The sequence below is a fragment of the Sandaracinus amylolyticus genome, assembly GCF_000737325.1.
GTDB lineage: Bacteria > Myxococcota_A > Polyangia > Polyangiales > Sandaracinaceae > Sandaracinus > Sandaracinus amylolyticus.
Window position 1 is genome coordinate 6,813,326 of the sequence record NZ_CP011125.1, and the last position, 25,403, is coordinate 6,838,728.

Below are 25,403 nucleotides of genomic sequence, written 5' to 3' on the forward strand. Positions count from 1 at the left end.
CGTCCTTGCGGCACCGGCCTCGCAGCGCGACCCAGCGCCCGGCCACGCCGGCGAGGCGCTCCGCGCGGCTCGAGGAGGGCCGGTCCGCGCCGGCGAGGCGCGCCGCGCGACCCCACGGCCGACCCGTCCGCGCCGGCGAGGCGCGCCGCGCGACCCGAAGATCCACCCGTCCGCGCTGACGGGTGCCTCTTCGACGCTCGAAGACCCCCCCGTCAGGTCGGACGGGTGCCTCTTCGACACTCGAAGATCCACCCGTCCGCGCTGGCAGGGCCCTCCATGCGACTCGAAGAGGCACCCGTCAGCTCTGACGGGAGCATCTTCGATACTCAACATGGCACCCGTCCGATCTGACGTACGCGTCATCGCGACCCGACGAGGCACCCGTCCGATCTGACGTACGGATCTTCGAGTCGGCGAGCGGCCGATCCCGCGGTGCCGGTGGGCCGCCGCGAGCCCCGCGGGTCGTCCGTCGCTCCCGAAGCTGGCCGCTGCGTTGCTAGGCGCCCCGCCCATGCGGAAGCTCGCCCCCGTCCTCGTCTCGCTCGCGCTCGCCGCCGGCTGCGAGGCCCCACCCGCCGATCCGATCGTGACGAGCGCCGCGCCCGCGCTGCTGCCGTACCGCGGCGACGCGCTCGTCGTGCGGCTCGTGACCGAGGCCGCCGCGCGGCACGAGGTCCCGCGCGACGTGCTGCTCGCGCTCGGGTGGGCGGAGACGCGGCTCGTCTCGCGCACCGGAATGCTCGCGCACGAGGGCGAAGAGGCGCACGGCGATCCCACCGCGTGCGGCGTCTTCGGGCTCGACGAGGGCACGGCGCGCGACGAGGCCGCGCGGCTCGTCGACGCCGACGCCGCGTCGCTCTGCGAGCACCTCGAGCTCGAGGTCGACGCCGCCGCGGCGCGCCTGCGTGCGCTCGCGGGCGATGCGCCGCCCGCGCAGGACGACACCGCGGCGTGGCTCGCGCTGCTCGACGCGTGGCACCCCGCGCTCGCCGACGTGCGCTTCCCCTATCGCGAGCACCTCGCGCAGGTGATGGACATCGGCTTCCGCGACACCGACGAGCGCGGCGACGTGATCTACCTGCCGCCGATCGACGGGCTCGTCTCGCCGATCGCGACGAACGAGGACGGAGTCGGCGTCGCGATCGAGTACGCGCGCCCCGACACGCCGCTCGCCGAGTGGCAGGGCCCGGCGTGCGACTACACGAACGCGAGCCGCGGCCGCGGCGACATCCGCTACGTCGTGATCCACACGTGCGAGGGCGGCTTCGCGGGGTGCGTGAACACCGTGCGCAGCTGCGGCGGCTCGCAGGTCAGCGCGCACTACGTCACGAGCTACACCGGCTTCACCGCGCAGATCGTCGAGGAGCAGGACACGGCGTGGCACGTCGGGTGTCTGAACGGCTCGTCGATCGGCATCGAGCACGAGGGCTTCGCGGGCAGCACGAACCACCCCGACGCGCAGCTCTGCCGCACCGCGCGCATCGTGCGATCGATCTGCGATCGCTACGGCATCCCCTGCGACCGCAGCCGCGTCATCGGGCACGTCGAGGCGAACTCGATGTTCTGCCACGGCGATCACTGGGACCCCGGTCCGCACTGGGACTGGGCGAAGTTCATGCGCTTCGTGAACGAGGGCTGCGACTGCCGCCCGACCGCGGAGTCGTGCAACGGGCGCGACGACGACTGCGATCGCCGCACCGACGAGGGCGTGACGAACGCGTGCGGGACCTGCGGCGGGACGCCCGCCGAGACGTGCAACGGCCGCGACGACGACTGCGACGGAACCGTCGACGAGGACGACGTGTGCGAGGTCGCGCTGCTGCTCGAGCAGCCGAGCGCGTACGCACCGCCGAGCTCGACCGACGTGAACGGCGACGGGCGCGCCGACGTGTGCGGGCGCGGGTACTCGGGCGTGCGGTGCTGGCTCGCGCAGGAGGGCGCGTGGGGCGCGGCCACGGCCGCGGTGCCGTGGGGCGACATGGGCGGCTGGGACGACGTCGCGAACCACGCGACGCTCCGCATGGGCGACGTGAACGGCGACGGACGCGCGGACGTCTGCGCGCGCGCGAACGCGGGCGTGGTGTGCGCGCTGTCGAGCGGCACCGGCTTCGACGCGCACACGACGTGGAGCGACGTGCCGAGCGACGCGTCGGGCTGGGGCGCGCCGCGCTTCTACACGACGATGCGCCTCGCCGACGTGAACGGCGACGGGCGCGAGGATCTCTGCGCGCGCGCGAGCGCGGGCTTCGGGTGCTGGCTGAGCGACGGCACGCGGTTCGGCGAGCGCATCGAAGGACCGGAGTGGTCGGACGCGAGCGGGTTCGGCGTCGCGCGTCACTACGGGACGATCCGCATGGGCGACGTGAACGGCGACGGGCGCGACGACGCGTGCGTGCGCGCCGCCGCGGGGCTCGACTGCTGGCTGAGCGACGGCGCGGGCTTCCCGACGCGCGTCGAGGGACCGCGGTGGGCCGACGCGGTGGGCTGGGGCGATCGCAGGTACTGGAGCACGATCCGCCTCGCCGACGTGAACGGCGACGGACGCGACGACGTGTGCGCGCGCTCGGCATCGGACCTGCGCTGCGTGCTCGCGAGCGACGAGGGCTTCGGCGAGACGCGCATCGTCGCGCCGCTCGCGGACGCGAGCGGGTGGGACGACGTGTCGAACTACGCGACGATCGTGGTCGGCGACGTGAACGGGGATCGCGTCGAGGATCTCTGCGCGCGATCGAACGCGGAGCTGGCCTGCTACGCGTGGGACGGCGAGGCGTTCGCGCGCATCGCAGGCCCGGCGTGGGCGGACGAGAGCGGGTGGAGCGCGGCGCGGTACTACCAGACGATCCGCATGGCCGACGTCGACGGCGATGGTCGCGACGACGCGTGCGCGCGCGCGGCGGCGGGCTGGCGCTGTCATCCGTCGAGCGGCGACGGGTTCGGCGAGGCGATCGCGCTCGACGACATGACCGACGCGGGCGGCTGGGACGCGCCGCGCTACTTCACGACGATCCTCGCGGCGGGGCGTGCGTGCCGCGCGATGGACGAGACGTGCAACGGGCGCGACGACGACTGCGACGGCGAGGTCGACGAGCACGCGAGCGCGGAGATCTGCAACGAGGTCGACGACGACTGCGACGGCGAGATCGACGAGATGCGCGTGTGCGAGATGCCCGACGCCGGCGGGATCGAGCCCGGGCGCGACGCGGGGCCGCGCGGTGATGGGGGCGCGATGCCGAGCATCGACGGAGGATGCTCGTGTCGCGTCGCGAGCGGCCCTGGCCACGGCGCGTGGTGGGCGCTGGGCCTGGTGCTCGCCGCGATCGTCGCGCGACGCCGGCGCTGAGGGCGGTCGAGGAAAAGAGCACACGTGGTGTCGGGGCCGGGCCGCGTCGAACGTCCTCGGTGGGAAGGAGCTCGCCATGACGATCACGATCACCGCGTTCGAACGCTCGCCCGACGGCGGCAAGGGGCTGGCGCGCGACACGCGCGTGCGCTGGGCGCTCGAGGAGGTGCAGCTGCCGTACGAGGTCCGCCTCGTCTCGTTCGCTGCGATGAAGGAGGCGGCGCACCTGGCGCGCCATCCGTTCGGACAGATCCCGACCTACGAGCACGGCGACCTGACGCTCTTCGAGTCGGGCTCGATCGTGCTCCACATCGCCGAGCACCACGCGGGGCTGCTGCCCGCCGAGCCGCACGCGCGTGCGCGGGCGATCACGTGGATGTTCGCCGCGCTCAGCACGGTGGAGCCGCCGATCGTCGAGCTCGTGACCGCGCGGCTCTTCGAGAGCGATCGCCCGTGGTCCGAGGAGCGCCTCCCGGTGGTCCAGGAACGCGTCCGCGGCCGGCTTCGCCAGCTCGCCGCGCGGCTCGGCGACGACCCCTGGCTCGACGGTGCGTTCAGCGCGGGTGACCTGATGATGGTCTCGGTGCTGCTGCGGCTCCGGGCCTCGGGACTGCTCGCGGAATTCCCGAGCCTCGCCGCCTACGTGGAGCGTGGCGAGGCACGCCCCGCCTACCAGCGAGCGTTCGCGGCGCAGGCGGCGATCAACACGCGCTGATCGCGGCGGCGGCGTCATCGCGCGGCGCGCACGAGGACGAGACGCCCCGAGACCTCGAGCGACGCGCCGTGCGCGGTCGCGAGGATCTCCATCGCGTCGAGCGCGCGCACGTCGCGCAGATCGATCGTGACGGTGCCCTGCACGCCTTCGTCGATCACCACGTCCACGCCCGCGACCTCGGCGAGCACGCGCATCGCGTCGTGCAGCGACGCGCCGTCGAACGCGACGTCGACCAGCGCGCCGTGACGGACGATCGGCGCGCGCCGCGAGCCTCCGAGGGTGTGGGAGCGCGGCGCGTCGTCGGTCGGCGCGGCGCGATCGCCGATCACTTCGCGGCCGTCGGTCCGCGAGCGAGCGAGCACGGCGGAGGACGGGCGCGTGTCCTCGCCCTCCCCCGCCGTCCATCCCGCGATCGCGGCCGCGGAGCTCGGGCGCCGCTCGCCGTCGCCGCACGACGCGAGGAGCACGACGAGCACGAGAAGAGGCCGCACGCGGTGAGGATCACCGGTGCGGCCTCGCGATGTCGAGCGACGCGGATCAGGCGGCCGACGTGCGGTACGGCCCGACCTCGACCGCCGGCCCGCCGACCAGCTCGCGCGGTGGCGTGGTGCCGAAGCGCGTGCGGATCAGCGCGCCGGTGCCGAGGCACGCCGCCGCGATCACGGTGAGCGTGCCGAGGTAGGGCACGAGCGACGCGACGAAGAGCACGAGCACGCCCGCCGCGAGCTGACGCACCGGACGATCCTTCAGGCGATCGACGGGCAGCGCGGCGCCGATCACCGATGCCGACGCGGCGAGGCCGACGTAGGTCGCGAGCGGCAGCGCGAGCGCGAGCGCGACCGCGGCGGGGATGCCGATCACCGTGATCGCGAGCGCGACGATCAGCATCGCGCTCGCGACGTACCCCGCGAGGCCGTGCAGCGCGGTGCGCGTGGGGTCGCGCACGATCGCGACCTGCATCGCGCCGAGGCGCTCGGGCGCGAGGCCCATCAGGAGCAGCGCGAGCAGGAAGAGCAGGCCGTGCGCGACCGCCTGCCGGAACGCCTCTTCGACGAACGCGCCGAGCCCGGTCGAGGGCGGCCTCGGGATCACGAACGCCTCGCCGTCGCTCGACCACCGCGCGCTGGGGTCGGCGTCGACGCGCCCGCCGAGGCTCGACACCGATCCGAGCACCTCCGCGGTCGGCGCGAGCTCGACGTCGCCACCGAACGAGACCACGTCGCCCTCGACGCGGCCGGCGACGATCGCGTCACCGCCGAACGCGGCGACCGACTCGACGACCTCGCCGGGCGCGACGACCGCGTCGCCGCCGAACGCGACGCGATCGCGCGACGCGGGATCGTCGGCGTGCGCGACACCGGGCATCACGGCGAGCGCGAGAGCGAGGGCGAGAGCGTGCTGGGCGCGAGCGCGAGTCATGGACGGACGTCTCCTCTCCGCCGGACGCGGCGGGTGCGAAGTGGGCGCGCGCGTTCCCCGCACAGCGCCCGGATGTCGGTCCTTACGAGGCGTGCTCGCGCGCTATTTCAGCGGATCGACGTCTGCGACGCCCGGGTGCCGCCGATCGTCGACATGTCCATCACGGTGCGCGCGCCGTGCATCGCGCTCACGCCGCCGGAGACGACGAACGCCATGAACTGCGCGGGATCGGCGTCGACGAACTCGACGCGCTCGCGCGGCACGACGATGACGTTGCCCGCGAAGTTGTAGGCCTGCGGCAGGTACACCGCGACGTGCCCCGCGAGGCGCGGATCGTCGAAGCGATCGCAGGTCACGAACCCGAAGACCTTCACGAGCCCGCTCGCGTCGACCGCGACCATCGCCGGGCGATCGAAGCTCTTCTTGTCGCCGACGAAGGCGCCGAGCAGGTCCTTGATGCTCGAGTACAGGACGCTGACCACCGGCAGGTGCGCGATGCCGCGCTCGAGCACGCCGATCACCGCTTGCCCAGCGACGTTCGACGCGACGAACCCGGTCACGAGGATCAGCGCCAGCGTGAGGACGAGCCCGAGCCCCGGGATGCCGATCCCGATGAGCGAGTCGAGCCAGCTCAGCACGAGCCAGACCGTCCACAGCGTGCCGACGGTGGGCACGAACACCAGCAATCCCTGACCGAACCAGCGCGCGACGCGCGCGAGCGGCCCTTCCTTGCGACGACGCCGCGACGAGGACATGCGCGAACTGTACGCCGAGGGTCAGGCGATCGCAGCGCGCGTGACCGCGCTGGCGCGCGGCGCGCCGAGCGCGCTCGCACCGAGCAGCACGAGCGCGATCCACGCGACGTCGGCGAGCAGGAGATGCACGAGCTGCATCCACACCGGCGCGAGCAGCGCGAGGTTGAGCAGCCCCGCGCCCATCTGCACCGCGAGCGAGACCACGAGCGCGAGCGCGGCGCGGCGCACGCGCGCGTCGGGTCGCGCGGCGCTGATGAGCGCGCTCGCCATGACGAGGTAGAGGAACGTGCCGGTCGCGACGATCGGGTGGATCACGCGCAGCCGCACCAGGAAGTGCGCGGTGGGCGAGGCGTCGGCGGCGAGGCCCTCGGCGAGCGTCGCCGACGGGAAGAGCGTGTCGCCGAGCGCGGTGACCGCGCCGGCCATCCCGGTGACCACGAGCGCGAGCGCGCCGATCGCGACGTACCAGCCGACGCCACCGCCCGCGTCGAGCGCGCGCGACGCGCGCTCCGCGTCCGCCCACCACGCGGTGAGCGCGAGCGCTGCGACGAGCAGGAACGTGTTGACGAGGTGCAGCGCCATCCACGCGGCGCGGCCCGCGCTCGCGTCGTCCGCGACGTACTCGAGCAGCACGATGCCCGCGCCGAGCGCAGCCTCGGTGAGCATCAGGATCACCCCTGCGATCGCCGCGCGGCGCGCGAGGTGACCGCGCTCGAAGAGGCGCAGCGCCCACCCGACCTGGACGAGCACGAGCACCAGCGCGAGCCCCGACGTGAGGCGGTGCGTGAGCTCGATCGCGGTCTCGATCGACTCGGCGCGCGGGAGGATCTCGCCGTTGCAGTCGGGCCAGTGCGAGCCGCAGCCCGCGCCCGAGCCGGTGGCGCGCACGAACGCACCCCAGAGGATGACGCCGAGGTTGTAGGCGAGGACGCCCCACGAGAAGCGCGCGAACGACGCAATACGGCTCGTCTCGGTCACGGCGGGCGCGATCTACTCCGCGTGCGACGCTGGGGCCAGCGCGGGCGGTCCTCCAGTGCGCGCGCGCCGTTGACACCGCGCGCACGCGCTTCGATCCTGGGCTCGTGCGGCGTTCGCTCGCGCTCGCCACGAGCGCCTGGATCGCGATGGCGACCTTCGTGTCGGGCTGTCTCGTGAGCTTCGATCTCCCGAGCGACGCGGGGCCCTCCGACGCGAGCAGCACACCGCGCGACGCGAGCCTCGACGCAGCGCGCGCCGACGCGGCGCCCCTGCCCTTCGAGCCCTTTCCGCCGTTCGACGCGGGGCCTCCGCGCGGGCGCAACGCGCTGAGCTTCTCGCGCGTGGCGCTGGGCATCCAGGACGCGCACGCCGCGCGCGGCGGCACGCAGATCTTCGACGTCGATCTCAACGACCACGACGGCGACGGTGATCTCGACGTGATCGTGCTCGACCGCGGCGGCCTGCCGCCGCAAGCGGACGCGGCGGCGCCGCCGAGCACCATGCTGCGCAGCGCGATCGTCGAGGCGAACGACGTGCGCTTCGACGACGTGACGACGAGCGTGTTCGCCACCGAGGGCTTCGAGTGGGACCTCTCGGGGCAGGACTGGCTCTTCTTCGCGCCGCTCGCGCCGAGCCTGCTCCTCGCGCCGCAGTACTTCGGCGCGGGGTGGGCGTACGAGGTCGCGTCGCCGCTGCGCTTCACCGTCGCGGAGCGCTTTCCCGGCGGCGTGAACGAGCTCGCCGGCGAGGGCTTCGCCGCGGGCGACGTGAACGGCGATGGGCGCCCCGACGTGCTCGCGACGAGCTGGGGCCGGCCGACGCAGCTCTTCCTGCGCACCGCGAGCGGCGGCTGGGAGGAGCGCTCGGAGTTCCCGCACGACCTCGTGTCGACGCGCAGCGCGTGGCTCGCCGACTTCGACGACGACGGGCGGCTCGATCTGCTCACGATGCCGTACGCCGAGACGCTCGTGGCGCGCGAGTGGCCCGCGTCGCTGCCGCCGATCGAGACGCACCTGATGCGCGGCCTGCCGGGAGGAGACTTCGAGAGCACGCGCGGCACGGCGGCGCTCGAGGACGAGGCGCTCAACGTCGGCATCGGCGCGGTCGGCGACTTCGACGGCGACGGGCGGCTCGACGTGTTCCAGGCGGGGCGGCGCGTCCCGCCCGAGAGCGCGCGCCCGATCTCGCCGGACGCACCGACCGAGATCCGCGTGCTCTTCAACGAGGGCGGGATGCAGTTCACGCCGGTCACGATCGATCTCGCGCTGCCGGCGCGCATCGTCGATCACGCGATCGTCGCGGACCTCGACAACGACGGTGATCTCGACGTCGCGATGCTCGCGGACGGGCTGCGCGTGTACCTGAGCGACGGCGCGCGCGGCTTCACGTTCGCGCAGTTCACCGGCGTCTTCCACGAAGAGGGCGTCGCGGCCGGGGACGTCGATCTCGACGGCGACGTCGACGTGCTCGAGCACGGCTTCGAGGAGGTCGACGTGCTGCGCAACGGCACGAACGGGAGCGACTTCCTCGAGGTGTGGCTGCGCGGCGGAGACGCGAGCCCGGAGGCGATCGGCGCGAGCATCCGCGTGGTGCCCGCGGGCCGCGGTGGCGAGGAGGGCGCGCCGATCCTCGCGCGGCGCGACGTGCTCTCGAGCTCGGCGCAGCCCGTCGGGTACGCGCTCCACGTGGGGCTGCCCGCCGGCGCGGAGCGCGCGTTCGACCTCGAGGTGCGCTGGCCCGGCGAGACGACGCCGCACGTCGTGCGCGACGTCCCGCGCGGCGCGCGGCTGCGCGTGCGCCGGCCCTGATCGCGTCAGTCGGGGATCGTCACCACGTGCCGCACCCCGACCGCGAGCCCCGGCACATCGACGATCCGCGCGCCGCCGGGGACGCGCACGATCACGCGCGCATCGACGCGCTCGATCGGTGAAGGAACGTAGAAGCTGCGCACCGGCGTGGGGTCCGACTGCGCGGTGCTCGCGACGCCGAGCGAGTGACCCAGCGTCCCACCACAGCCGCCGCCGCCCGAGAGCGCGCCCTCGTGCGCGATGCACACCTGCGTGCCCGCGCTCGGCGCGCCGCGCACGTCGATCGCGACGGTGCGCGCGCCGCCGCCCTCGCCCAGCATCATGTACGCGTACGTCGACGCGTCGTCGCGCAGCACGATCGCGAAGTCGAGATCTCCGTCGCCTTCGGCGTCGCCGAGCGCGAAGCGCGGCGGATCGATCACGCGCCGGCTCGCGTCGGTGAAGCTCGAGCCCACGTGCATGCGCGGCACCGCCGTGCCGCCGCGGATCAGCACCCAGTGGTGCGATCCGAGCGCGACGACGTCGGGCGCTCCGTCGAGATCGACGTCCGCGACCGCCGTGCTGCTGCGCATGCCGAACGTCGAGAACGACACCACGTCCGCGCCGCCGATCGGCTCGACGCGCTCGGGCTCGCCGAAGCGCACCACGCCCGGCGTGCTCTCGTTGCGCAGCAGCTCGGCGCGGTTCGGCCCTCTCCGCCACTGCACGACGTCGGGATCTCCATCGACGTCGATATCGACGATCGCGACCGGTCCATCGGACGAGAGCGCGGCGAACGTGCCGTCGGTGCCCTCCGGCGGCGCGAGCCCGCCGTGACCGTCGCCGAGCAGCAGCGCGCCGGGGAGCGTCGCGAGATCGGCGCGCGGCGGCGAAGCCTGCGATGCGTCGGGGCCCGCGATCAGATCGAGCGCGCCGTCCCCGTCGACGTCGACGAGCCACGCGCGCCCGGCGTGGCGCACCTCGGACACCGGCGTGATCGCGCGCGAGCCCCCCAGCAGCGCGATGCGCGCGTCGGGGTGCCCGACGAGCACGAGATCCTCGACGCGATCACCATCGAGATCGCCGACCGCGACGCCGCGCGGGCTCCTCGACGCGAGCAGCGCGGCCTCGGCGTCGAGCTCGGTGGCGAACTCGCTCGTCCCGTCGCGCATCACGTGCGCGCCGGCCGTCCCGACGTCGCTCACCGTGATCATCGCGGGCGCGCCGCGTAGCGTCGTCGCGAGCACGCGCGAGATCGCGCGATCCGCAGTGCCGCCGTACGAAGGCGCGCCCGGCGCGAGCCCCGGGCACGGGCTCGTCTCGTCCTCGTAGAGCGCGAGCCCGCTCGATCCGGTGCCGTCGCGCAGGCCGCCCGACTGCAGGAAGAGCACGGCGCCGCGGCGCGACGTGGCGAGCTCGAGCATCGCGACGTCGACGATGCCGCCCTCGGGATCGCTGCGCGAGATCGAGCCCGAGGGCACGTGCTCCCACGAGAAGGTGCCGGTGCCCACGCACGCGAGCGGGTGCTGATCCGAGGGCGCGGCGTCGGGGATGGTCGCGTCGATGCCGGCGTCGACCTGCGCGTCGTGCCCGGCGTCGACCTGCGCGTCGTGCCCGGCGTCGCTCGGCGCGTCGATGACGTCCACGTGCGCGTCGATCTCGTCGGGCGCCCCGCCGTCGAGCAGCTCGACCGGGAACTCGAGCGCGCACGCCTGGATCGAGACCGCGAGCATCGCGGCGAAGCGGCGTCTCACGGCTTGAGCCCGTGTCGCTTGAGGAGGTCGGTGAGGTACGTGCGATCGAGCTCGGCCTCGCGCGCGGCCGCGCGGACGTTGCCTCCGGTGCGCTCGAGCAGGCGCGCGAGATAGCGGCGCTCGAAGTCGTCGAGCACCGCGCGCCGCGCTTCGCGGTATCGCCCCTCGAACAGCGCGTCGACGTCGTCGCTCCCGTGCGGCGCGATCGACTCGGGCGGCATGCCGAGCGCGATCGCGCGCTCCACTGCGTTGCGCAATTCGCGCACGTTCCCGGGCCATCCGTGGGCGCCGAGCGCGGCGAGGACGTCGGGCGGGAAGAGCGCGTCGACGCGCCCCTCGTAGCCCGCCTCGCGCAGGAAGTGCTCGATGAGCAGCGGGATGTCGGACGCGCGCTCGCGCAGCGGCGGCACCTCGAGCGCGACCACCGCGAGGCGGTAGTAGAGATCGAGCCGGAACGTGCCCGCGTTGACCGCCGCGCGCAGATCGCGATGCGTCGCGGCGACGACGCGCACGTCGATCGCGATCTCGTCGCGGCCGCCGACGCGCCGGATGCTGCGCCGCTCGAGCGCGCCGAGCAGACCCGCCTGCAGCGGCGCGGGGACCTCGCCGATCTCGTCGAGGAAGAGCGTGCCGCCCTGCGCGCGCTCGAACGCGCCGACGTGCCGTCGGTCCGCGCCGGTGAACGCGCCGCGCTCGTGCCCGTAGAGCTCGCTCGCGTAGAGCGTGGGCACCAGCGTCGTCGCGTCGACGGTCACGAAAGGGCCCTGCGCGCGCGGCCCGAGATCGTGCAGCGCGCGCGCGACGAGCTCCTTGCCCGTGCCGGACTCGCCGACGAGCAGCACCGACACGTCGCTCTGCGCCAGCGCGTCGATCTCTGCGTAGAGCCGCCGCATCGCGCGCGACTTGCCGCGCAGCCCGCCGAGCTGATCGCCCTCCGCGAGCCGCTGCACGACGTACTCGCCGTCCTCGAGCACGAGACGCGTGTCGCCGAGCGCGATCTCGGTCCCCGGCGCGACGCTCACGACGCCGTGACGCACCAGCACCGGCCCGATGTGCGTGCCGTTCGTCGAGCCGAGATCGCGCACCTCGATGCGCGCGCCCTCGCGCCGCAGCTCGAGGTGGTATCGCGACACCGTGCGATCCGCGACGCGCAGCGCGTTGCCCTCGGCGGTGCCGACGCCGATGCGCTCGTCCTCGAGCGCGGCGACACGGCCGGCGTCGGGACCTGCGACGATGCGCGCGCGGACGCTGCGCACGGGCTGCGCGGTGGTGCGGCGCGGGACGGTGGACTCGGCGCTCATCGGTGAAGCGAAGAAGACCCCCAGCGTAGCGCGGGCGAATCAGAACGCGACGCGCAGCGTGCCGCCCTCGAGCGACACCGCGCGCTCGGGCGGCCCGCTCGTCGCGACGAGGATCACGTCGATCAGCACGAGCGCTCCGCCCAGCGCGAGGACCCCGATCGACGCGTTGGTGAGCGCCGCCATCGTGTTGCCTTCGTCGGCGAGCGGTTGGGTCGGCATCGCATCGAAGCGCGACTTGAGGTCCATCGTGTACACGCCGAAGCCGATCACACCGCCCGCGCCGATCGCGACGAGCGACGCGCCGATCACCGTGAGCGGCCCGAGCGACGCACCGCTCGACGCGGGCGGGATCGGCGCGGGATGGGGCACGACCTCGCGCGCGACGACGACGAGCTCGACCGTGCGCGTCGCGCCCGCCGCGATCTCGATCCGCTCGCTCGGTCCGTCGGGCACGTCGAGCGCGATCGTGTGCGCGCCGGGATCGATCAGCTCGTCGCACGGCAGCGCGCAGACGCGCACCCCGTCGATCGTCACGCCGGCCGCGTCGGGCGCGCCGCGCACCTCGATCGCCGCGAGCCGCGCACGCACGCGCGCCGCGGCCTCGAGCGCCTGCGCGCGCGTCTCCGCGGGCACGGCTTCGCTCTCCGCGACCGCGAGGAACTCGACGCGCGCCTCGCGCGCGCGGCCGAGCTGCTCGAGGCACACGCCGACGTTGTAGCGGACCGCGTCGTGCCCCGTGCGCTCGTAGAGCTCACGGAAGAGCGCGAGCGCGAGCTCGTGCTCGCCGCGCGCGAACGCGTCCTCGCCGCGCCGGTAGGCCTCGCGCGCCGTGCGACGCGCCTCGTCGTCCTGCGCCTGCGCCGCGGGCACGAGCGCGATCAGCAGCGCGAGGGCGAGGACGAGCGCGCGCATCAGAACGGGTTCGGCAGCAGATCGCGGCGCGGCGTGGGCTCGCTCGTGGCCTGCGGCGCGCGCGTCTCGGGCTCGGCGCGTCGCGCGCGATCCCGCGCACGCTCACGCGGCCGCGGGCGGGACGTGGGCAGCGGCTCCGGCTCGGGCTGCGACACCGCGACGGCCGCAGGCGCGACCGCCGGAGGCGGCGGCGCGAGCGGTGCCGCCTCGATCGATGGCGCGGGCACCTCGCCGGGAGCCGCCGCGACGGGGCGCACCACGGGCTCGCTCTCCGGCGTCGCAGCGATCCGCCACAGCGCGATCGCCGCGAGCATCACGAGGCCGAGCACACCCGCGACGATCGGCGCGCGCCGCGCGGGCGGACGCGCGACCTCGGGGTCGGTGCGCGTCGCCTCGAGCTCGGGCGACGGCCACGACGCCGGTGTCGCGACGATCGTCGCGTCGCCCTCCTCGGGCGCGCTCGGCGTCGCATCGAGCCGCGCGCGGATCGCGATCGTCTTCTCCTCGAACCGTGCGCCCATCCACGACGCGACGTTCGCCCCGCCGAGCCGCATCGCCGCGCCCTCGAGCGCCGCCGCGAGCTCCTCCGCGGTCGCGAGCCGCGCGTCGACGTCGCGGCTCAGCGCGCGCGCCGTGATCTCCGCGATCTCCACTGGCACCTCGGGGTCGATCTCGCGCAGATCCGGGATCGGCGCGCGCAGCACCGCGAACATGCGCTGCGCATCGTCGTCGCCCGCGAAGAGCCGCCGCAGCGCGAACGTCTCCCACGTCATCACGCCGAGCGACCACACGTCCGCGCGCCGATCGGTCGTCCGCTCGCGCGTGATCTGCTCCGGCGCGAGGTACGACATCTTGCCCTTGAGCTCGCCCGACGCGGTGTGCGTGATGCGCCCGCGCGCCGCGGCGATCCCGAAGTCCGCGACCTTCACGCGCCCGTCGAAGCCGACGAGCACGTTGTGCGGGCTCACGTCGCGATGCACGAGCCCGAGGGGGGCGCCATCGGCGCCCAGCGTCTCGTGCGCAGCGTGGAGACCGCGCGCCGCGCCAGCGAGGATCGCAGCGCGGATCGCGAGCGGCGGAGGAGGCGTCGCGCGCAGCACGTCGGTGAACGCGACGCCCTGCACGAACTCCATCACGAGGAAGGGCAGCTGCTCGTGCTCGCCCACCTCGAACACCTGCACGACGTTCGGATGATCGATGCGCGCCGCGATGCGCGCCTCGTCGAGGAACATGTCGACGTAGCGACGCTCGGTCACCATCGCCGGCGACATCAGCTTGAGCGCGACGACCTTGTCGAACCCGCCGATCCCGGTGCGACGCGCCGCGTACACGACGGCCATCCCGCCCCGGGCGACCTCGAAGAGCACCGTGTAGCGCTCGACCTGCGCGCCGGGCTCGGGAAGGTGCGATGGCATCGCTCTTCCCGATGGTGCCACAAGCCCGACTACGGCGGACGCTCGGTCTCCTCCGGGCGCGCCTCGACGCGCTTCGGCGCTCCGCTCGCCGCGCGACGCAGCACCTCGACGAACGTCGCGCCCTTCGTCGTGATCGGCTCGTCGGGAAGCTCGTCCTCGCGCAGCTCGGTCAGCGTCGTCGGCGACGCGCCGTCGCCCGCGCCGATCAAGAGCACCTTCCCGCCGACCTTCACGAGCCACAGCGTGCGCCGCGCATCGAGCGGCACACGCTCGATCACCTTCACCCGCGTCCCGCGCGCGAACGTCCCGAGCCCCCGCTGCGACGCCCACCGCAGCACCACCCACGCGAGCACGCACACCGCGGCGAGCGCGAGCAGCGACTGCAGCAGCGCCACGCCGTATCCGCCCGGCAGCTCGGCCTGGAGCAGCAGGAACATCGCGCCCGAACTCTACCAGCGACGGAACGCGACGGCGGCTCGGGATCGCTCCCGCGCCGCCGTTCTGCTCGTCACGCCGCGATCACTCGGCCGCGTCGCGCTCTGCCGCGCGCGAGTAGTCGATCGAGCGATCGAGCAGCTCCGCGATGTCGAGGTTCTCGACCGCGTCGGTCTTCTCCTCGCCCGCGATGCCGTCGCTGATCATCGTCATGCAGAACGGGCACCCCGTCGCGATCTTCGTCGCGCCGGTGTCGAGCAGCTGGAGCGTGCGCTTCTTGTTCACGCGCTCCTTGCCGTGCTCCTCTTCCTTCCACATCTGCGCGCCGCCTGCGCCGCAGCACAGGCCCTTCGCCTTGTTCCAGTACGCCGGCTCGACGAGGGTCACGCCGGGGATCGCCTCGAGCACCTTGCGCGGCGACTCGTACACGTCGTTGTAGCGGCCGAGGTAGCAGCTGTCGTGGTACGTGACCTTCGCCTCGACCGACTTCGTCGGCTTCAGCACGCCGCGCGCGATGAGCCCGTTCAGATAGTCCGCGTGGTGCACCACGTCGTACTTGCCTCCGAAGCTCGGGTACTCGTTCTTCAGCGTGTTGAAGCAGTGCGGGCAGGCCGTGATCACGACCTTCTTGTCCACGCCCATCCCGTTCAGCGTCTCGACGTTCGCCTGCGCGAGCGTCTGGAACAGGAACTCGTTGCCCGCGCGGCGCGCCGGGTCACCGGTGCACGTCGCGTCGCTGCCCATCACGGCCCAGTCGACGCCCGCGTGATCGAGCAGCTTCGCGACCGAGCGCGCGACCTTCTTCGCGCGATCGTCGTACTCCGCCGCGCAGCCGACCCAGTACACGACGTCGGCATCGAGATGATCCGCGAGGAAGCGGACCTCCACGCCTTCCTTGTCGAGCCCGGTCGCCCAGTTGCCGCGATCCATCGCCGGCAGGTTCCACGGGTTCCCGTTCGTCTCCATGCCGCGGAAGGCCTTCTGGAGATCGCCGGGGAACTCGTTCTTGATCATCATCTCGTAGCGGCGCATCTCGACGATCTTGTCGACGTACGAGATCTGGACCGGGCACTGCTCCTCGCAGGCGCGGCACGTCGTGCACGCCCAGATGACCTCGGGGTTCACGATGTCGGGGAGCAGATCCACGTGCTCCGCCTTGCGGAAGTACGCGTCGGGCGGCGGGTCGCCGTGGACGTGCTTCTCGCGCAGGTCCTCGACCATCGTCGCCTTCGGGCCCTCGATGCCGCCGTTGCCGAGGAAGTGCTGCTCGAGATCGTAGAGGTGATCACGCAGCGCGAGCGTGAGGTGCTTCGGCGAGAGCTTCTTGCCCGTCGTGAACGCCGGGCAGTTGTCGCTGCAGCGGCCGCACTCCGTGCACGTGTAGAGGTCGAGCGCCTGCTTCCACGTGAGGTGCTCGATCTTGCCGACGCCGACCGGCTCCTCGCGCTCGATCTTGCCCTCGATGTCGTCGACGTCCGGCAGCTTCCCGCGCGCGTCGAGCGGCTGGAAGAAGACGTTCGGCAGCGACGTGATGATGTGGAAGTGCTTCGAGTACGGCAGCAGGTTCGCGAAGATCAGGACCCACGACGCGTGCCACCAGAAGCCCGCGTGCTCGAGCACCGACACCGTGCTGCTCGAGAACCCACCGAACGCCACGGCGAGCGCCGATCCGATCGGCTCGTGCCACGTCCAGTGCGGCGCCTGACCGAGCGCGCGCATCTCGAGCACGTGGCGCCCGCCGACGTACAGGAAGTCGGAGAGCATCATCGTGATGATGATGCCGAGGATGATCATGCCCTCCGCGCCGAACGTCATGCGCGGGTAGCGCTTCGTGATGCGGTCGTAGAGGAACACCAGCGAGCCGACGACGGTCAGCGCCGCGATGATCTCCTTCACGAACGAGTAGAGCTGCCCGACGATGAAGTCGTCCGCGAGCAGCCCGAAGAAGTCGAAGTCCCGGTCGTACGCGCGCCCCCAGAGGAGCAGCGTGTTGAGCAGCAGGACGTTGAACCCCGCGAAGATGAAGATGTGCGCGATGCCCTCGAGCCGATAGCGCTCGTTCTTGGGCATCTTCTCCTGCCCGAGCGCGATCACGAGCACCTGCCGGATGCGCTGGGCCAGGGAATCGCCGTCGAGCGCGATGCGTCGATCGGGCGCCGCGACCATCAGCAGTCGATAACGTCGGACGGCGGACCAGGCGAACGCGCCCAGCGTCACGACGAAGATCACCGTCATCGCGATGGGATTCATGGCGGAGGCCTTTTAGACTCTCTGAGGTCGCCTGTCCACGGCGACAACGAGCCCGGCTCCCGGACTTCCCACGAGTCGGTCTACCGACTCTCGGCGCCGCGTTCCGACGCGCGCCGGCCGTCGTCTCGGGCCGGCGCGCGCGCGACGCAAAGGGGGCGTAGGGGCCCCCGCGCAGCGCGAAACGGCCGGGGGTCGAGAGGGGGCCGGAGCCCCCCCGCGGGAAACTACTTCGGGAGCTTCGCGTCGAAGAACGCGCGGAGCTTGATCAGGTTCTTCTCCTCGCGCGAGAACGAGGGCGCCTCGTACGTCTTCGCGAACCCGCGCACGTCCCCGAGGAAGTCCTCGCGCACCGCCGCGTCGCCGAGGATGTCGGCCACCGAGCGACCACGCGCCGCGCCCTTGCGCAGCCCCTTCACGTAGCTCTCGAGGCGCGCGTAGTCGCGGCCCAGGAACTCGCGCACCACCTCGCAGTCGTTCGCCAGCGCCGCGAGCGCGCGGCTCGCGTTCGGATCGTTGCCCTCGTCGGCCGCCGCCGCGAGGTCCGCCGCGACGCGCAGCACGAACGCGTCGTCGAGGTACCCGATGTCGTCGATCCCGTCGGGGATCAGATCGAGCGACTTGAACAGGTAGTTGAGGCCGCCCGCGATCGACTCCCGCGCACCGGACGAGAGCGCCTCGCCGGCGAGGAGCTCGGCCAGCTTCTCCGCGTCTTCGCCCAAGCTGCGCAGCCACGCGGGGAAGGTGTCGAGGTACTTGGAATCGATCTCTGCCATCGCTCCTCCGAAGTAGGGCGAGGGCATCGTAGTCGATCGGGCAGGTCGGGTGTCAACGCTGCCCGCTCGCGATCTCACGCTGCGCGATCACGCCCGCGCTCCGCGCGCGCCCACGCGAGCTCGAGCGTGCGCATCAGCTCGTCCTCGGTGATCTGGAAGCGCGTGCGCGTGCCGCACCCCACCACGTACCCGAAGCGCATGCCCATCGCGTCCGCGTGATCGCGCAGCGCCATCGTGAAGCGATACGGCGGCATCAGTGCCACCACCGCCCCGCCCTCGCGCATCGCGAGCAGCCCGTGCATCAGCGCGCTGCCCTCGACGCCGCACACCACGCTCGCGTCGCGCGTGCGCCGCACGATCGAGTCCACGTCCTCGCGCGCCACGTCGATGATCTCGAACCCCTCGCGCGCGAGCCGCTCCTCGAGCGCGGCCTCGTTGACCAGCCCGCGCGGCACGCCCGCCCCGCGCCGCCGGAAGAACACGCCGTGCCCGCTGCGCGCGCGCGGGATCGCGCTCAGCCGCTCGCGCAGCTCGCGGTACCTCGCGCGCTTGTGCGCGTTCATCCCGTAGTCCTCGAACAACCACGCGTCGTGCAGGCTCGCGTTCCGCAGCAGCGGCACGTCGCCGAGCCCGTAGAGCGCCAGGTAGCGCGCCGCGTGCGCGCTGCGCGGGCGCTTCCCTCGGGTGAAGTAGAGCGGCGCGAGCTCGCGCGCCATCAGCGCCGCGACGCTGTCCTCCGCGATCACGTGCCCGAAGAACCGGTCGGCGATCACCGACGACGGCAGCGCCGCGCCCTCCACCTCCGGCCCGCGCAGCCACCTTGGGCGCCACCGCTCGCGCTCGGCGACCTGCTGGTGGCGTGCTCCGTTCGCGTACACGACGCCTTCGATCAGCATCGCGTGGCGGAAGCGGAACGCGTACGTGGGCGCGTGCCGGATGCGCCGCGCGACCGCGCGCTCCAGCTCCCACTTCAGCGTCGACAGCTGCACGGCTTCGCGTGCGCGCTCGGTCTGCCGCGGGAGCGAGAACGGGGGCGCGGTCTCCTGCACGTCGCCGGGATGCAGCTCGAGCACCTCGTCCGCGGCGACACGGAGCGAGGGCACGAGCCCGAGACGCTTGCGCACGCGGTGCGAGACCGCGTCGAACGAGAGAGCCATCCACGCGGCTCATCGCCGCGGCGGGCGCGCCGCAAAGCCCGCCGCCGGAGAGGCGCGGACGCGGTGTGACGGACGAGAGGCCTCAGCCTCCGACGGCGCGCGTCGCCGCTTCGGTCAGCAGCGACGTCAGTCGCTTCGTGAACCGACCGGGATCGTCGATCGGGCTGCCCTCGGCGATCAGCGCCTGCTCGTGGAGCAGCTCGATCCACTCGTCGATCTCCGCGCGGTCGGGCTGCGCCTCGATCAGCTTCGCGAGCGCGCGCACCAGCGGGTGATCCGGGTTGATCTCGAGGATGCGCTTCTGCGGCGGAAGGTCCTGCTGCGTCGCGCGCAGGAGCCGCTCGAGGTGCGGCGGCAGCCCGCCCTCGGGCACGACCAGGCACACCGGCGAGTCGGTCAGGCGCGCGCTCACGCGCACCTCGCTCACCTGGTCCTGCAGCTTCGTGCGCGCGCGGCTGCGCAGCGCCTCGACCGCGCCCTTCGACTCCTCGCGCGCCTGCTCGGTCGCGTCGTCCTTCGAGCCCAGATCGAGCTCGGCCGCGGTCGCGCTCTGGAGCGGCGTGCCGTCGATCTCGCGCAGCGACTGTACCGCCCACTGATCGACGGGATCGATCATGTAGAGCACCTCGAAGCCGTGCTTCGTGAGGCCCTCGATGTGCGGGCTCGACTCGATCTGCCGGCGCGACTCGCCGAGCGCGTAGTAGATCGCCTTCTGCCCTTCCTTCATGCGCGCCTTCGCGTCCGCGAGCGACACCAGCGCGCCCTTCTCGACCGCGCTCGACTCGTACCGCAGCAGCTTCGCGAGGCGCTCGGCCTGATCGGGCTCGTAGTGCAGGCCCTCCTTGAGCACCGCGCCGAACGTCTTCCAGAAGAGCGCGTAGTCCTCGGGGCGCTCGTTCGCGAGCTGCGTGAGCCCGTCGAGCACCTGCTTCACGATCTGCTTCTTGATCGTGCGCACGATGCGCGAGTCCTGGAGCAGCTCGCGCGAGACGTTGAGCGGGAGGTCCTCGCTGTCGACCACGCCGCGCACGAAGCGCAGCCACTTCGGGAGCACCTCGCCCTCGTCCTCCATGACGAAGACGCGCTTCACGTGCAGCCGCAGCCCGTGCTTGCTCTCGGGCGCGAAGAGATCGAACGGCGGGCGGCGCGGCACGTAGAGGATGCCCGCGAACTCCGTCGTGCCCTCGACCCTGAAGTGACGCCAGAGCAGCGGCTTCTCGAAGTCGTGCGTGAGGTGCCGGTAGTGCTCCTCGTACTGCTCGGGCGTGACCTCGCTCGCCGAGCGCTGCCACAGCGGCGTGCCGCGGTTCACCCGACGCCACTCCGCGGGCGCGCTCTCGTCCTTCTCGCGCTCGAGCTTCAGCTCGATCGGCCACTCGAGGTAGTCGCTGTACTTGCGGACGAGCTCCTCGAGCTTCCAGGTGCGCAGCAGATCGACGTGCTCGTCCGAGAGGTGCAGCACCACCGAGCTGCCCGGGACGTCGCGTCGCTCGGACGGCGCAGCGGGCTCGATCGTGAAGGTGCCCTGGGCGTCCGAGCTCCACTTCCACGCGTCCTCGTGCCCGGCGGCGCGCGAGATCACGTCGACGCGCTCGGCGACCAGGAACGCGCTGTAGAAGCCGACGCCGAACTGACCGATCAGCGCGGGCGCGTCCTTCTGACCCGCGGCGCGCACCTTCTCGAGCAGCTCGCGCGTGCCAGACTTCGCGATGGTGCCGAGGTTCTGCGCGAGCTCGTCGCGCGTCATGCCGATGCCGTCGTCCCAGATCGTCAGCGTCTTGCTCGCGGCGTCGGGCTCGAGGCGGATGCGCAGCTCCTCGGAGGTGCGCAGCGCGGGCTCGGTGAGCGCGCGGAAGCGCAGCTTGTCGAGCGCGTCGGACGCGTTCGAGAGCAGCTCGCGGAGGAAGATCTCCTTGTTCGAATAGAGCGAGCGGATGACGAGGCGGAGGACCTGATCGACCTCGGCCTCGAAGCGGTGGGTGGTCCGGGCGGGGGCGGTTTCTGCGGTCTGCGTCGCGTCGGTCATAGGCCGGCGCGGACCATCACCATCGACCCGCGGGCGGTCAAGGGGGGAAGGCGCGGGTCGCGACGGCACGGAAGAGGCGCGAGGCGCGGTCGTCGTTCCACGTGTAGAGCGCTGCCTCGGAGAGGCGCACGCGCACGCCGCGCAGATCGATCGCGGAGGCCCAGCGCAGCGCGAGGCGTCGCTCGCCGTCGGTGGTGCTGCGCGCGGGGCGCGCGACCGTGACGTGCGCCTTCGCGGGGCGCAGCTCGCGGGCGGCGCCGGCGGCATCGCAGATGGCGTCGCGCGACGCGGTCATCGCGGCCTCGACCGCGTCGCGCCCCTCGTCGAGCACCGCGGAGAGCGCGGAGTAGCGGCGCGGATTGCCCATCGGGACGATCGCGCCGAACGTCACGTCGAGCGCGGGGACCGTCCAGACCAGCGCGTCCCACCCGGCGCGCGCGCGCTCTTCGCCGCACGTCCCGAGGAACGCGACGGTGAGGTGCAGATCCTGGGCGTGGAAGCGGCGGATCCCGGAGGGCGGCTCGGGGATGCGCGCAGCGAGCTCGACCCCGGGGATCGGGATCCCGACGAACCAGTTGGGCTTGGACATCGCGGCTCGCTCCCCCTGCCGGCGAGCCTACCTCGTGGTCGAAGGACCAGCTCTGCTCGCGTGCCGAGCGTCGCGCTCGTCCTCGGCGGGCGTCGCGCTCGTCATCGGTGAGCGTCGCGCTCGTCCTCGGTGGGCGTCTCGCTCGTCCTCGGTGAGCGTCGCGCTCGTCCTCCGTGTGCTCGCGAGGATCGCACGCCCCTCCCGGCTCGGAGCACACCGAGCACCATCGTGGATCGGACGGGCCGTTTCCGAGGACCACGCCACCCTCCAAGCTCGGAGACGTCCGAGGGCCTCGTCGGACCGGCCCTTCGAATTCGCGGAGAATGCCTTGAAAAACGCGCGCTCTCGTCCACGCTCGCACCCGAAGGAGGTCGACATGGCGACCAAGAAGGCACCGAAGAAGGCGCGCGCGCAGAAGAAGTCAGCGAAGAAGGCGCCGGTTGTGAAGAAGCGCGCGTCGAAGCCGCGCGAGATCGTCGTGATGAGCGCGGAGGAGCGTCGCTCGAAGCTGAAACCGCGCGAGAACTACGACGAGATCGTCGCGCAGATCCTCCGCACGCTCGACGCGCACCCGCAGGTGCGCGTCCCCGGCGTGCGTCCGTCGCGACTCGGAAAGCTCGCGCGCGACGCGAAGAAGGCGAGCGAGAAGGAAGCCGCGCTTCGCGACCAGCTCGCGCGCAAGCTCGCGCCGATCGTCGACAAGCGCATCCGCGCCGAGGACGAGATGTGGCGCGCGGTGCTCGACGTGAACGCGGGCGTGAAGCCCTACGCGCGCAAGGACGCGGTGATCGGCGACGCGTTCGCGTTCCTGACCGAAGCGCTCGCCGGCACGCGTCGCACCGACGACGAAGGCGAGACCCCGGCGAGCTGATCGCGAATGCACGAGCTCGACGAGCCGCTCGAGGCGACGATCACGACGTTCGACGAGCTCGATCTCGTGGGCAGGCTGCGAACGCGCGACGGTGAGGACCTGCGCTTCGGCGCATCCGCATGCCGCGCGTTCGCGCCGCTCGTGGGGATGCGCGTGTTCGTGACCGCGATCGCGCCCCATGCGCTCGGCGGGCGACGAGCGACGAGCGTACGCGAGGTCGCGATCACCGAAGCGGCGTTCCGCGCGGCCGAGGACGAGCGGCGCGCGACCGAGCGCGCGCGTGCCGAGGAAGAACGGGCACGACGTCGCGCGGAGGTGCGCCCGCACACGACGGGTGCGGCGATCGTGCGCCGCATCCGCGAGGCGGCCGTCGCGATGGGCGGCTCGTTCGCGAACCCCGCGATGATCAACGACCTCGTGCGGGATCTTCGGCTCGTCGGTCCGTCGCCGGGGCACGTGCGCTCCATCCTGCGCGGGATCGCGGAATCCGATCCGAGCACCGACTTCGGCGCTCCGGGATCCCTCGTGCACTTCGTGGAGGGGTCACCGGTGCCGACTACGAGGCGACGCTCTTCGAGGTCGCGGAGGCGACTCCGACGACCCACTTCGCCCTCATGCTGGCGCGTCTCGCCCATGCCCGCGACGCGTGCTCCCATCGAGCGCTCGCGCTGCTGCACCGCTACGGAGTGGACCCGGTCGCACCCGAGTGCGTGAGAGACGCAGCAGAGCACCATCTCGCGATGCGACGCGAGGAGCTGACGTGACGGCGAAGCACGAGGGTCCGTACCGGACGAGCGCGCGAGGCGACGACGAGTCGGCACCGCCGCGCCGCGGCGTCGAGAAGGTCGTCACGTTCGCGGGCGCGATCCTCGTGCTCGTCATCCTGGTGGTCGTCGTCGAAGCGGCGACGCGCGGCTGGCGCACCGAAGCCGCGATCGCCGAGGCGCGCGACGTGTTCGCGGAGACGCTGCGCGACCCGTCGATCGCGCGTCTCACGGTGCGCGCCGATCCGCGGTCACTCGCGATGCCGGAGCCGCCGGAGCTCGGAGTCGCGCAGCAAGCGGACCTCGGCTACGTCGCGCGCAGCGAGCGCGATCGCGAGCTCCCACACGATGCGCGCGGCCTCCTCCTCCGCGCGGGCGCACGACCGCGCTTCGACGCGGCGCACGTCGGCCTCGGTCGGCTCGCGGCGAGCGGCCCCGAGGACGTGCGCTGGATCGGCATCGTCGCGCGCGAGACGCTGCACGCTCGCTACACCTACGGTGCGACGAGCGTGGACGTGGAGCGCGCGAGAATCGCGATCGTCGACGTCGTGTCCGGCGAGATCGCGGCGCGCATCACCGTGGAAGCGTCACCACCCGCACAGACCCAGAGCGCGCGGGACGTGTACAGGCTCTCACCCACGCAGATCGGTGAAGCGATCGCCGGAGCGCTGGACGACTGATCGTCTCTGCGGCCCTCCGTGGCCCTCTGCGGTGAGATTGGCCTGCCCTCCTCAGAGGCTCGTTCCCGCGCTAGCGTCGCGCGACCATGCGCACACGTTCTCTCGGTGAAGGCCTCGTCGTCTCCTCGCTCGGGCTCGGTGGGATGCCGATGTCGCTCGCGGGAAGACCCAGCGAACAGCAGTCGATCGCGGTGATCCACGCTGCGCTCGACGGTGGGATCACGCTGATCGACACCGCCGACGTCTACTGCATCGACGACGACGACATCGGGCACAACGAGCGGCTCATCGCGAAGGCGCTGAAGGCGTGGCGCGGTGATCGCGCGAAGGTGCTCGTCGCGACGAAGGGCGGGCTGCGACGTCCGAAGGGCGCGTGGGAGACCGACGCGCGCCCCGAGCGGCTGCGCGCCGCGTGCGAGGCGAGCCTGCGCGCGCTCGGCGTCGAGCGCATCGCGCTGTACCAGCTGCACGCGCCGGATCCCGCGGTGCCCTTCGAGGAGAGCGTCGGCGAGCTCGCGCGCCTTCGCGGTGAAGGAAAGGTCGCGCACGTGGGCCTGTCGAACGTGAGCGTCGCGGAGCTCGACGCGGCGCGGTCGATCGTGCCGATCGCGAGCGTGCAGAACCGATGCAACGTGCTCGATCGGCGCGCGTTCGAGTCGGGCGTGATCGCGCGGTGCGAGGCGCTGGGGATCGGGTTCCTCGCGTACTCGCCGGTCGGCGGCAGCCGCGGTCGCGCGGGGCTCGCGGCGAACGCGACGCTGGGCGAGATCGCGGCACGACACGGTGCGTCGCCCGAGGAGATCGCGATCGCGTGGTTGCTCGCGCGCTCGCCGGTGATCGTGCCGATCCCCGGCGCGAGCAAGCCGACGAGCATCGCGTCGATCCTGCGCTCGGCGAGCATCCAGCTGAGCCCGGAAGACCTCGCGCGCCTCGGATGAGGAGAGCAGGAACCGAGAGGAACACCACGACGCCGTGCGCGCGGTGCAACGCGGCTGCGCGCCCTGGGCTCGACCCTTCGGAATTTCTGAGGAGAGCAGGAGGATTTGGGAAGACCACGGCACTGTGCGCGGCGTGCAACGCGACTTCGCCAGGCGAGCTCGTGCTTCGGAATTTTCTGAGGAGAGCAGGAGGGTTAGGAAGACCACGACGCTTTGCGTGCGGTGCAACGAGACGTCCCCCACTGACCTCGAAACGGATTTCGATCGGACGCAGCGGCGCGCGGTGAGTCGACGGGAACGCACGGCGACGTGGTCTTCCTATCCCTCCTGCTCTCCTCAAAAAACTTCGTTCGGGCCCATCACAGCGCGGTGAGTCGACGGGAACGCTCGGCGACGTGGTCTTCCGATCTCGCCTGCTCTCCTCAAAAGATCTCCGTTCGGCGCAGTGAGGCGCGGTGAGTCGACGGGAACGCTCGTCGACGTGGTCTTCCTATCCCTTCCTGCTCTCCTGAGAGGCCCTGGAATTCCGGGGTGGCGGTGAGGC

The 25,403-nt window shown here is 72.5% G+C and carries 21 protein-coding genes; 7 read left to right on the forward strand and 14 right to left on the reverse strand.

What is annotated here, in order from left to right:
- The first annotated feature begins 511 nt into the window (after positions 1–511).
- The gene (locus DB32_RS49705) at positions 512–3,340 is read left to right on the forward strand and encodes an N-acetylmuramoyl-L-alanine amidase (RefSeq protein WP_053235848.1); all 2,829 of its coding nucleotides are present in this window, start codon (positions 512–514) and stop codon (positions 3,338–3,340) included.
- A 76-nt stretch (positions 3,341–3,416) separates the two neighbouring features.
- Positions 3,417–4,055: a glutathione S-transferase family protein gene (locus DB32_RS28805; RefSeq protein ID WP_053235849.1), complete on the forward strand. Its 639-nt coding sequence runs from the start codon at positions 3,417–3,419 to the stop codon at positions 4,053–4,055.
- Between the two features lie 14 nt (positions 4,056–4,069).
- On the opposite strand, the gene DB32_RS28810 is transcribed toward DB32_RS28805, so the two are convergent.
- The 4 genes from DB32_RS28810 to DB32_RS28825 all read right to left on the reverse strand — a co-directional run bounded on the left by DB32_RS28810 (position 4,070) and on the right by DB32_RS28825 (position 7,207).
- Entirely contained in the window at positions 4,070–4,546 is a 477-nt protein-coding gene (locus DB32_RS28810) for a hypothetical protein (protein ID WP_053235850.1), read from the reverse strand.
- A gap of 46 nt (positions 4,547–4,592) precedes the next feature.
- Entirely contained in the window at positions 4,593–5,474 is an 882-nt protein-coding gene (locus DB32_RS28815) for a DUF8173 domain-containing protein (protein ID WP_053235851.1), read from the reverse strand.
- A 107-nt stretch (positions 5,475–5,581) separates the two neighbouring features.
- Positions 5,582–6,229, reverse strand: coding sequence for a DUF502 domain-containing protein (locus tag DB32_RS28820; RefSeq protein WP_053235852.1), 648 nt, complete (start codon positions 6,227–6,229; stop codon positions 5,582–5,584).
- Between the two features lie 21 nt (positions 6,230–6,250).
- The gene (locus DB32_RS28825; protein WP_053235853.1) at positions 6,251–7,207 is read right to left on the reverse strand and encodes a COX15/CtaA family protein; all 957 of its coding nucleotides are present in this window, start codon (positions 7,205–7,207) and stop codon (positions 6,251–6,253) included.
- A gap of 104 nt (positions 7,208–7,311) precedes the next feature.
- Between DB32_RS28825 and DB32_RS28830 the strand changes: the two genes are divergently transcribed.
- On the forward strand, positions 7,312–9,015 hold the full coding sequence (locus DB32_RS28830) for an FG-GAP repeat domain-containing protein (protein WP_053235854.1): 1,704 nt from the start codon (positions 7,312–7,314) through the stop codon (positions 9,013–9,015).
- A 5-nt stretch (positions 9,016–9,020) separates the two neighbouring features.
- Here the strand turns inward: DB32_RS28830 and DB32_RS28835 are convergent, their stop codons facing one another.
- The 10 genes from DB32_RS28835 to DB32_RS28880 all read right to left on the reverse strand — a co-directional run bounded on the left by DB32_RS28835 (position 9,021) and on the right by DB32_RS28880 (position 21,606).
- A complete protein-coding gene (locus tag DB32_RS28835) occupies positions 9,021–10,748 on the reverse strand; it encodes an FG-GAP repeat domain-containing protein (protein WP_053235855.1) in 1,728 nt (575 codons plus the stop codon).
- Positions 10,745–12,049, reverse strand: a complete 1,305-nt coding sequence (locus tag DB32_RS28840) for a sigma 54-interacting transcriptional regulator (protein WP_053235856.1) — start codon at positions 12,047–12,049, stop codon at positions 10,745–10,747. The genes DB32_RS28835 and DB32_RS28840 overlap by 4 nt, the downstream gene beginning before the upstream one ends.
- Before the next feature lie 39 nt (positions 12,050–12,088).
- Complete coding sequence (locus DB32_RS28845) at positions 12,089–12,961, reverse strand: tetratricopeptide repeat protein (protein WP_053235857.1); 873 nt, start codon at positions 12,959–12,961, stop codon at positions 12,089–12,091.
- A complete protein-coding gene (locus tag DB32_RS28850) occupies positions 12,961–14,376 on the reverse strand; it encodes a serine/threonine-protein kinase (RefSeq protein WP_053235858.1) in 1,416 nt (471 codons plus the stop codon). The genes DB32_RS28845 and DB32_RS28850 overlap by 1 nt, the downstream gene beginning before the upstream one ends.
- Positions 14,377–14,405: 29 nt before the next feature.
- Entirely contained in the window at positions 14,406–14,813 is a 408-nt protein-coding gene (locus DB32_RS28855) for a flagellar biosynthetic protein FliO (protein ID WP_053235859.1), read from the reverse strand.
- Positions 14,814–14,895: 82 nt separating this feature from the next.
- Positions 14,896–17,061 (reverse strand): (Fe-S)-binding protein, encoded by a 2,166-nt coding sequence (locus tag DB32_RS28860; protein WP_053235860.1) that lies wholly within the window; start codon positions 17,059–17,061, stop codon positions 14,896–14,898.
- A 224-nt stretch (positions 17,062–17,285) separates the two neighbouring features.
- On the reverse strand, positions 17,286–17,834 hold the full coding sequence (locus DB32_RS28865; protein WP_053235861.1) for a YkvA family protein: 549 nt from the start codon (positions 17,832–17,834) through the stop codon (positions 17,286–17,288).
- A gap of 74 nt (positions 17,835–17,908) precedes the next feature.
- Positions 17,909–18,991: a glycosyltransferase 61 family protein gene (locus DB32_RS28870; RefSeq protein WP_053235862.1), complete on the reverse strand. Its 1,083-nt coding sequence runs from the start codon at positions 18,989–18,991 to the stop codon at positions 17,909–17,911.
- Between the two features lie 82 nt (positions 18,992–19,073).
- Positions 19,074–21,017 carry a molecular chaperone HtpG gene (gene htpG / locus DB32_RS28875; protein WP_053235863.1) on the reverse strand — a complete coding sequence of 648 codons (1,944 nt, stop codon included), beginning with the start codon at positions 21,015–21,017 and terminating at the stop codon, positions 19,074–19,076.
- A 37-nt stretch (positions 21,018–21,054) separates the two neighbouring features.
- Positions 21,055–21,606 (reverse strand): 2'-5' RNA ligase family protein, encoded by a 552-nt coding sequence (locus tag DB32_RS28880; protein WP_053235864.1) that lies wholly within the window; start codon positions 21,604–21,606, stop codon positions 21,055–21,057.
- 376 nt (positions 21,607–21,982) lie between these two features.
- On the opposite strand from DB32_RS28880, the gene DB32_RS28885 reads away from it, so the two are divergent.
- The 4 genes from DB32_RS28885 (at position 21,983) to DB32_RS28900 (ending at position 24,859) form a co-directional block, all read left to right on the forward strand.
- Positions 21,983–22,477, forward strand: coding sequence for a hypothetical protein (locus DB32_RS28885; RefSeq protein ID WP_053235865.1), 495 nt, complete (start codon positions 21,983–21,985; stop codon positions 22,475–22,477).
- A 6-nt stretch (positions 22,478–22,483) separates the two neighbouring features.
- Positions 22,484–23,191: a hypothetical protein gene (locus tag DB32_RS28890; protein WP_053235866.1), complete on the forward strand. Its 708-nt coding sequence runs from the start codon at positions 22,484–22,486 to the stop codon at positions 23,189–23,191.
- 46 nt (positions 23,192–23,237) lie between these two features.
- The gene (locus DB32_RS28895; protein ID WP_053235867.1) at positions 23,238–23,921 is read left to right on the forward strand and encodes a hypothetical protein; all 684 of its coding nucleotides are present in this window, start codon (positions 23,238–23,240) and stop codon (positions 23,919–23,921) included.
- 86 nt (positions 23,922–24,007) lie between these two features.
- The gene (locus DB32_RS28900; protein WP_053235868.1) at positions 24,008–24,859 is read left to right on the forward strand and encodes an aldo/keto reductase; all 852 of its coding nucleotides are present in this window, start codon (positions 24,008–24,010) and stop codon (positions 24,857–24,859) included.
- Positions 24,860–25,403: the final 544 nt, after the last annotated feature.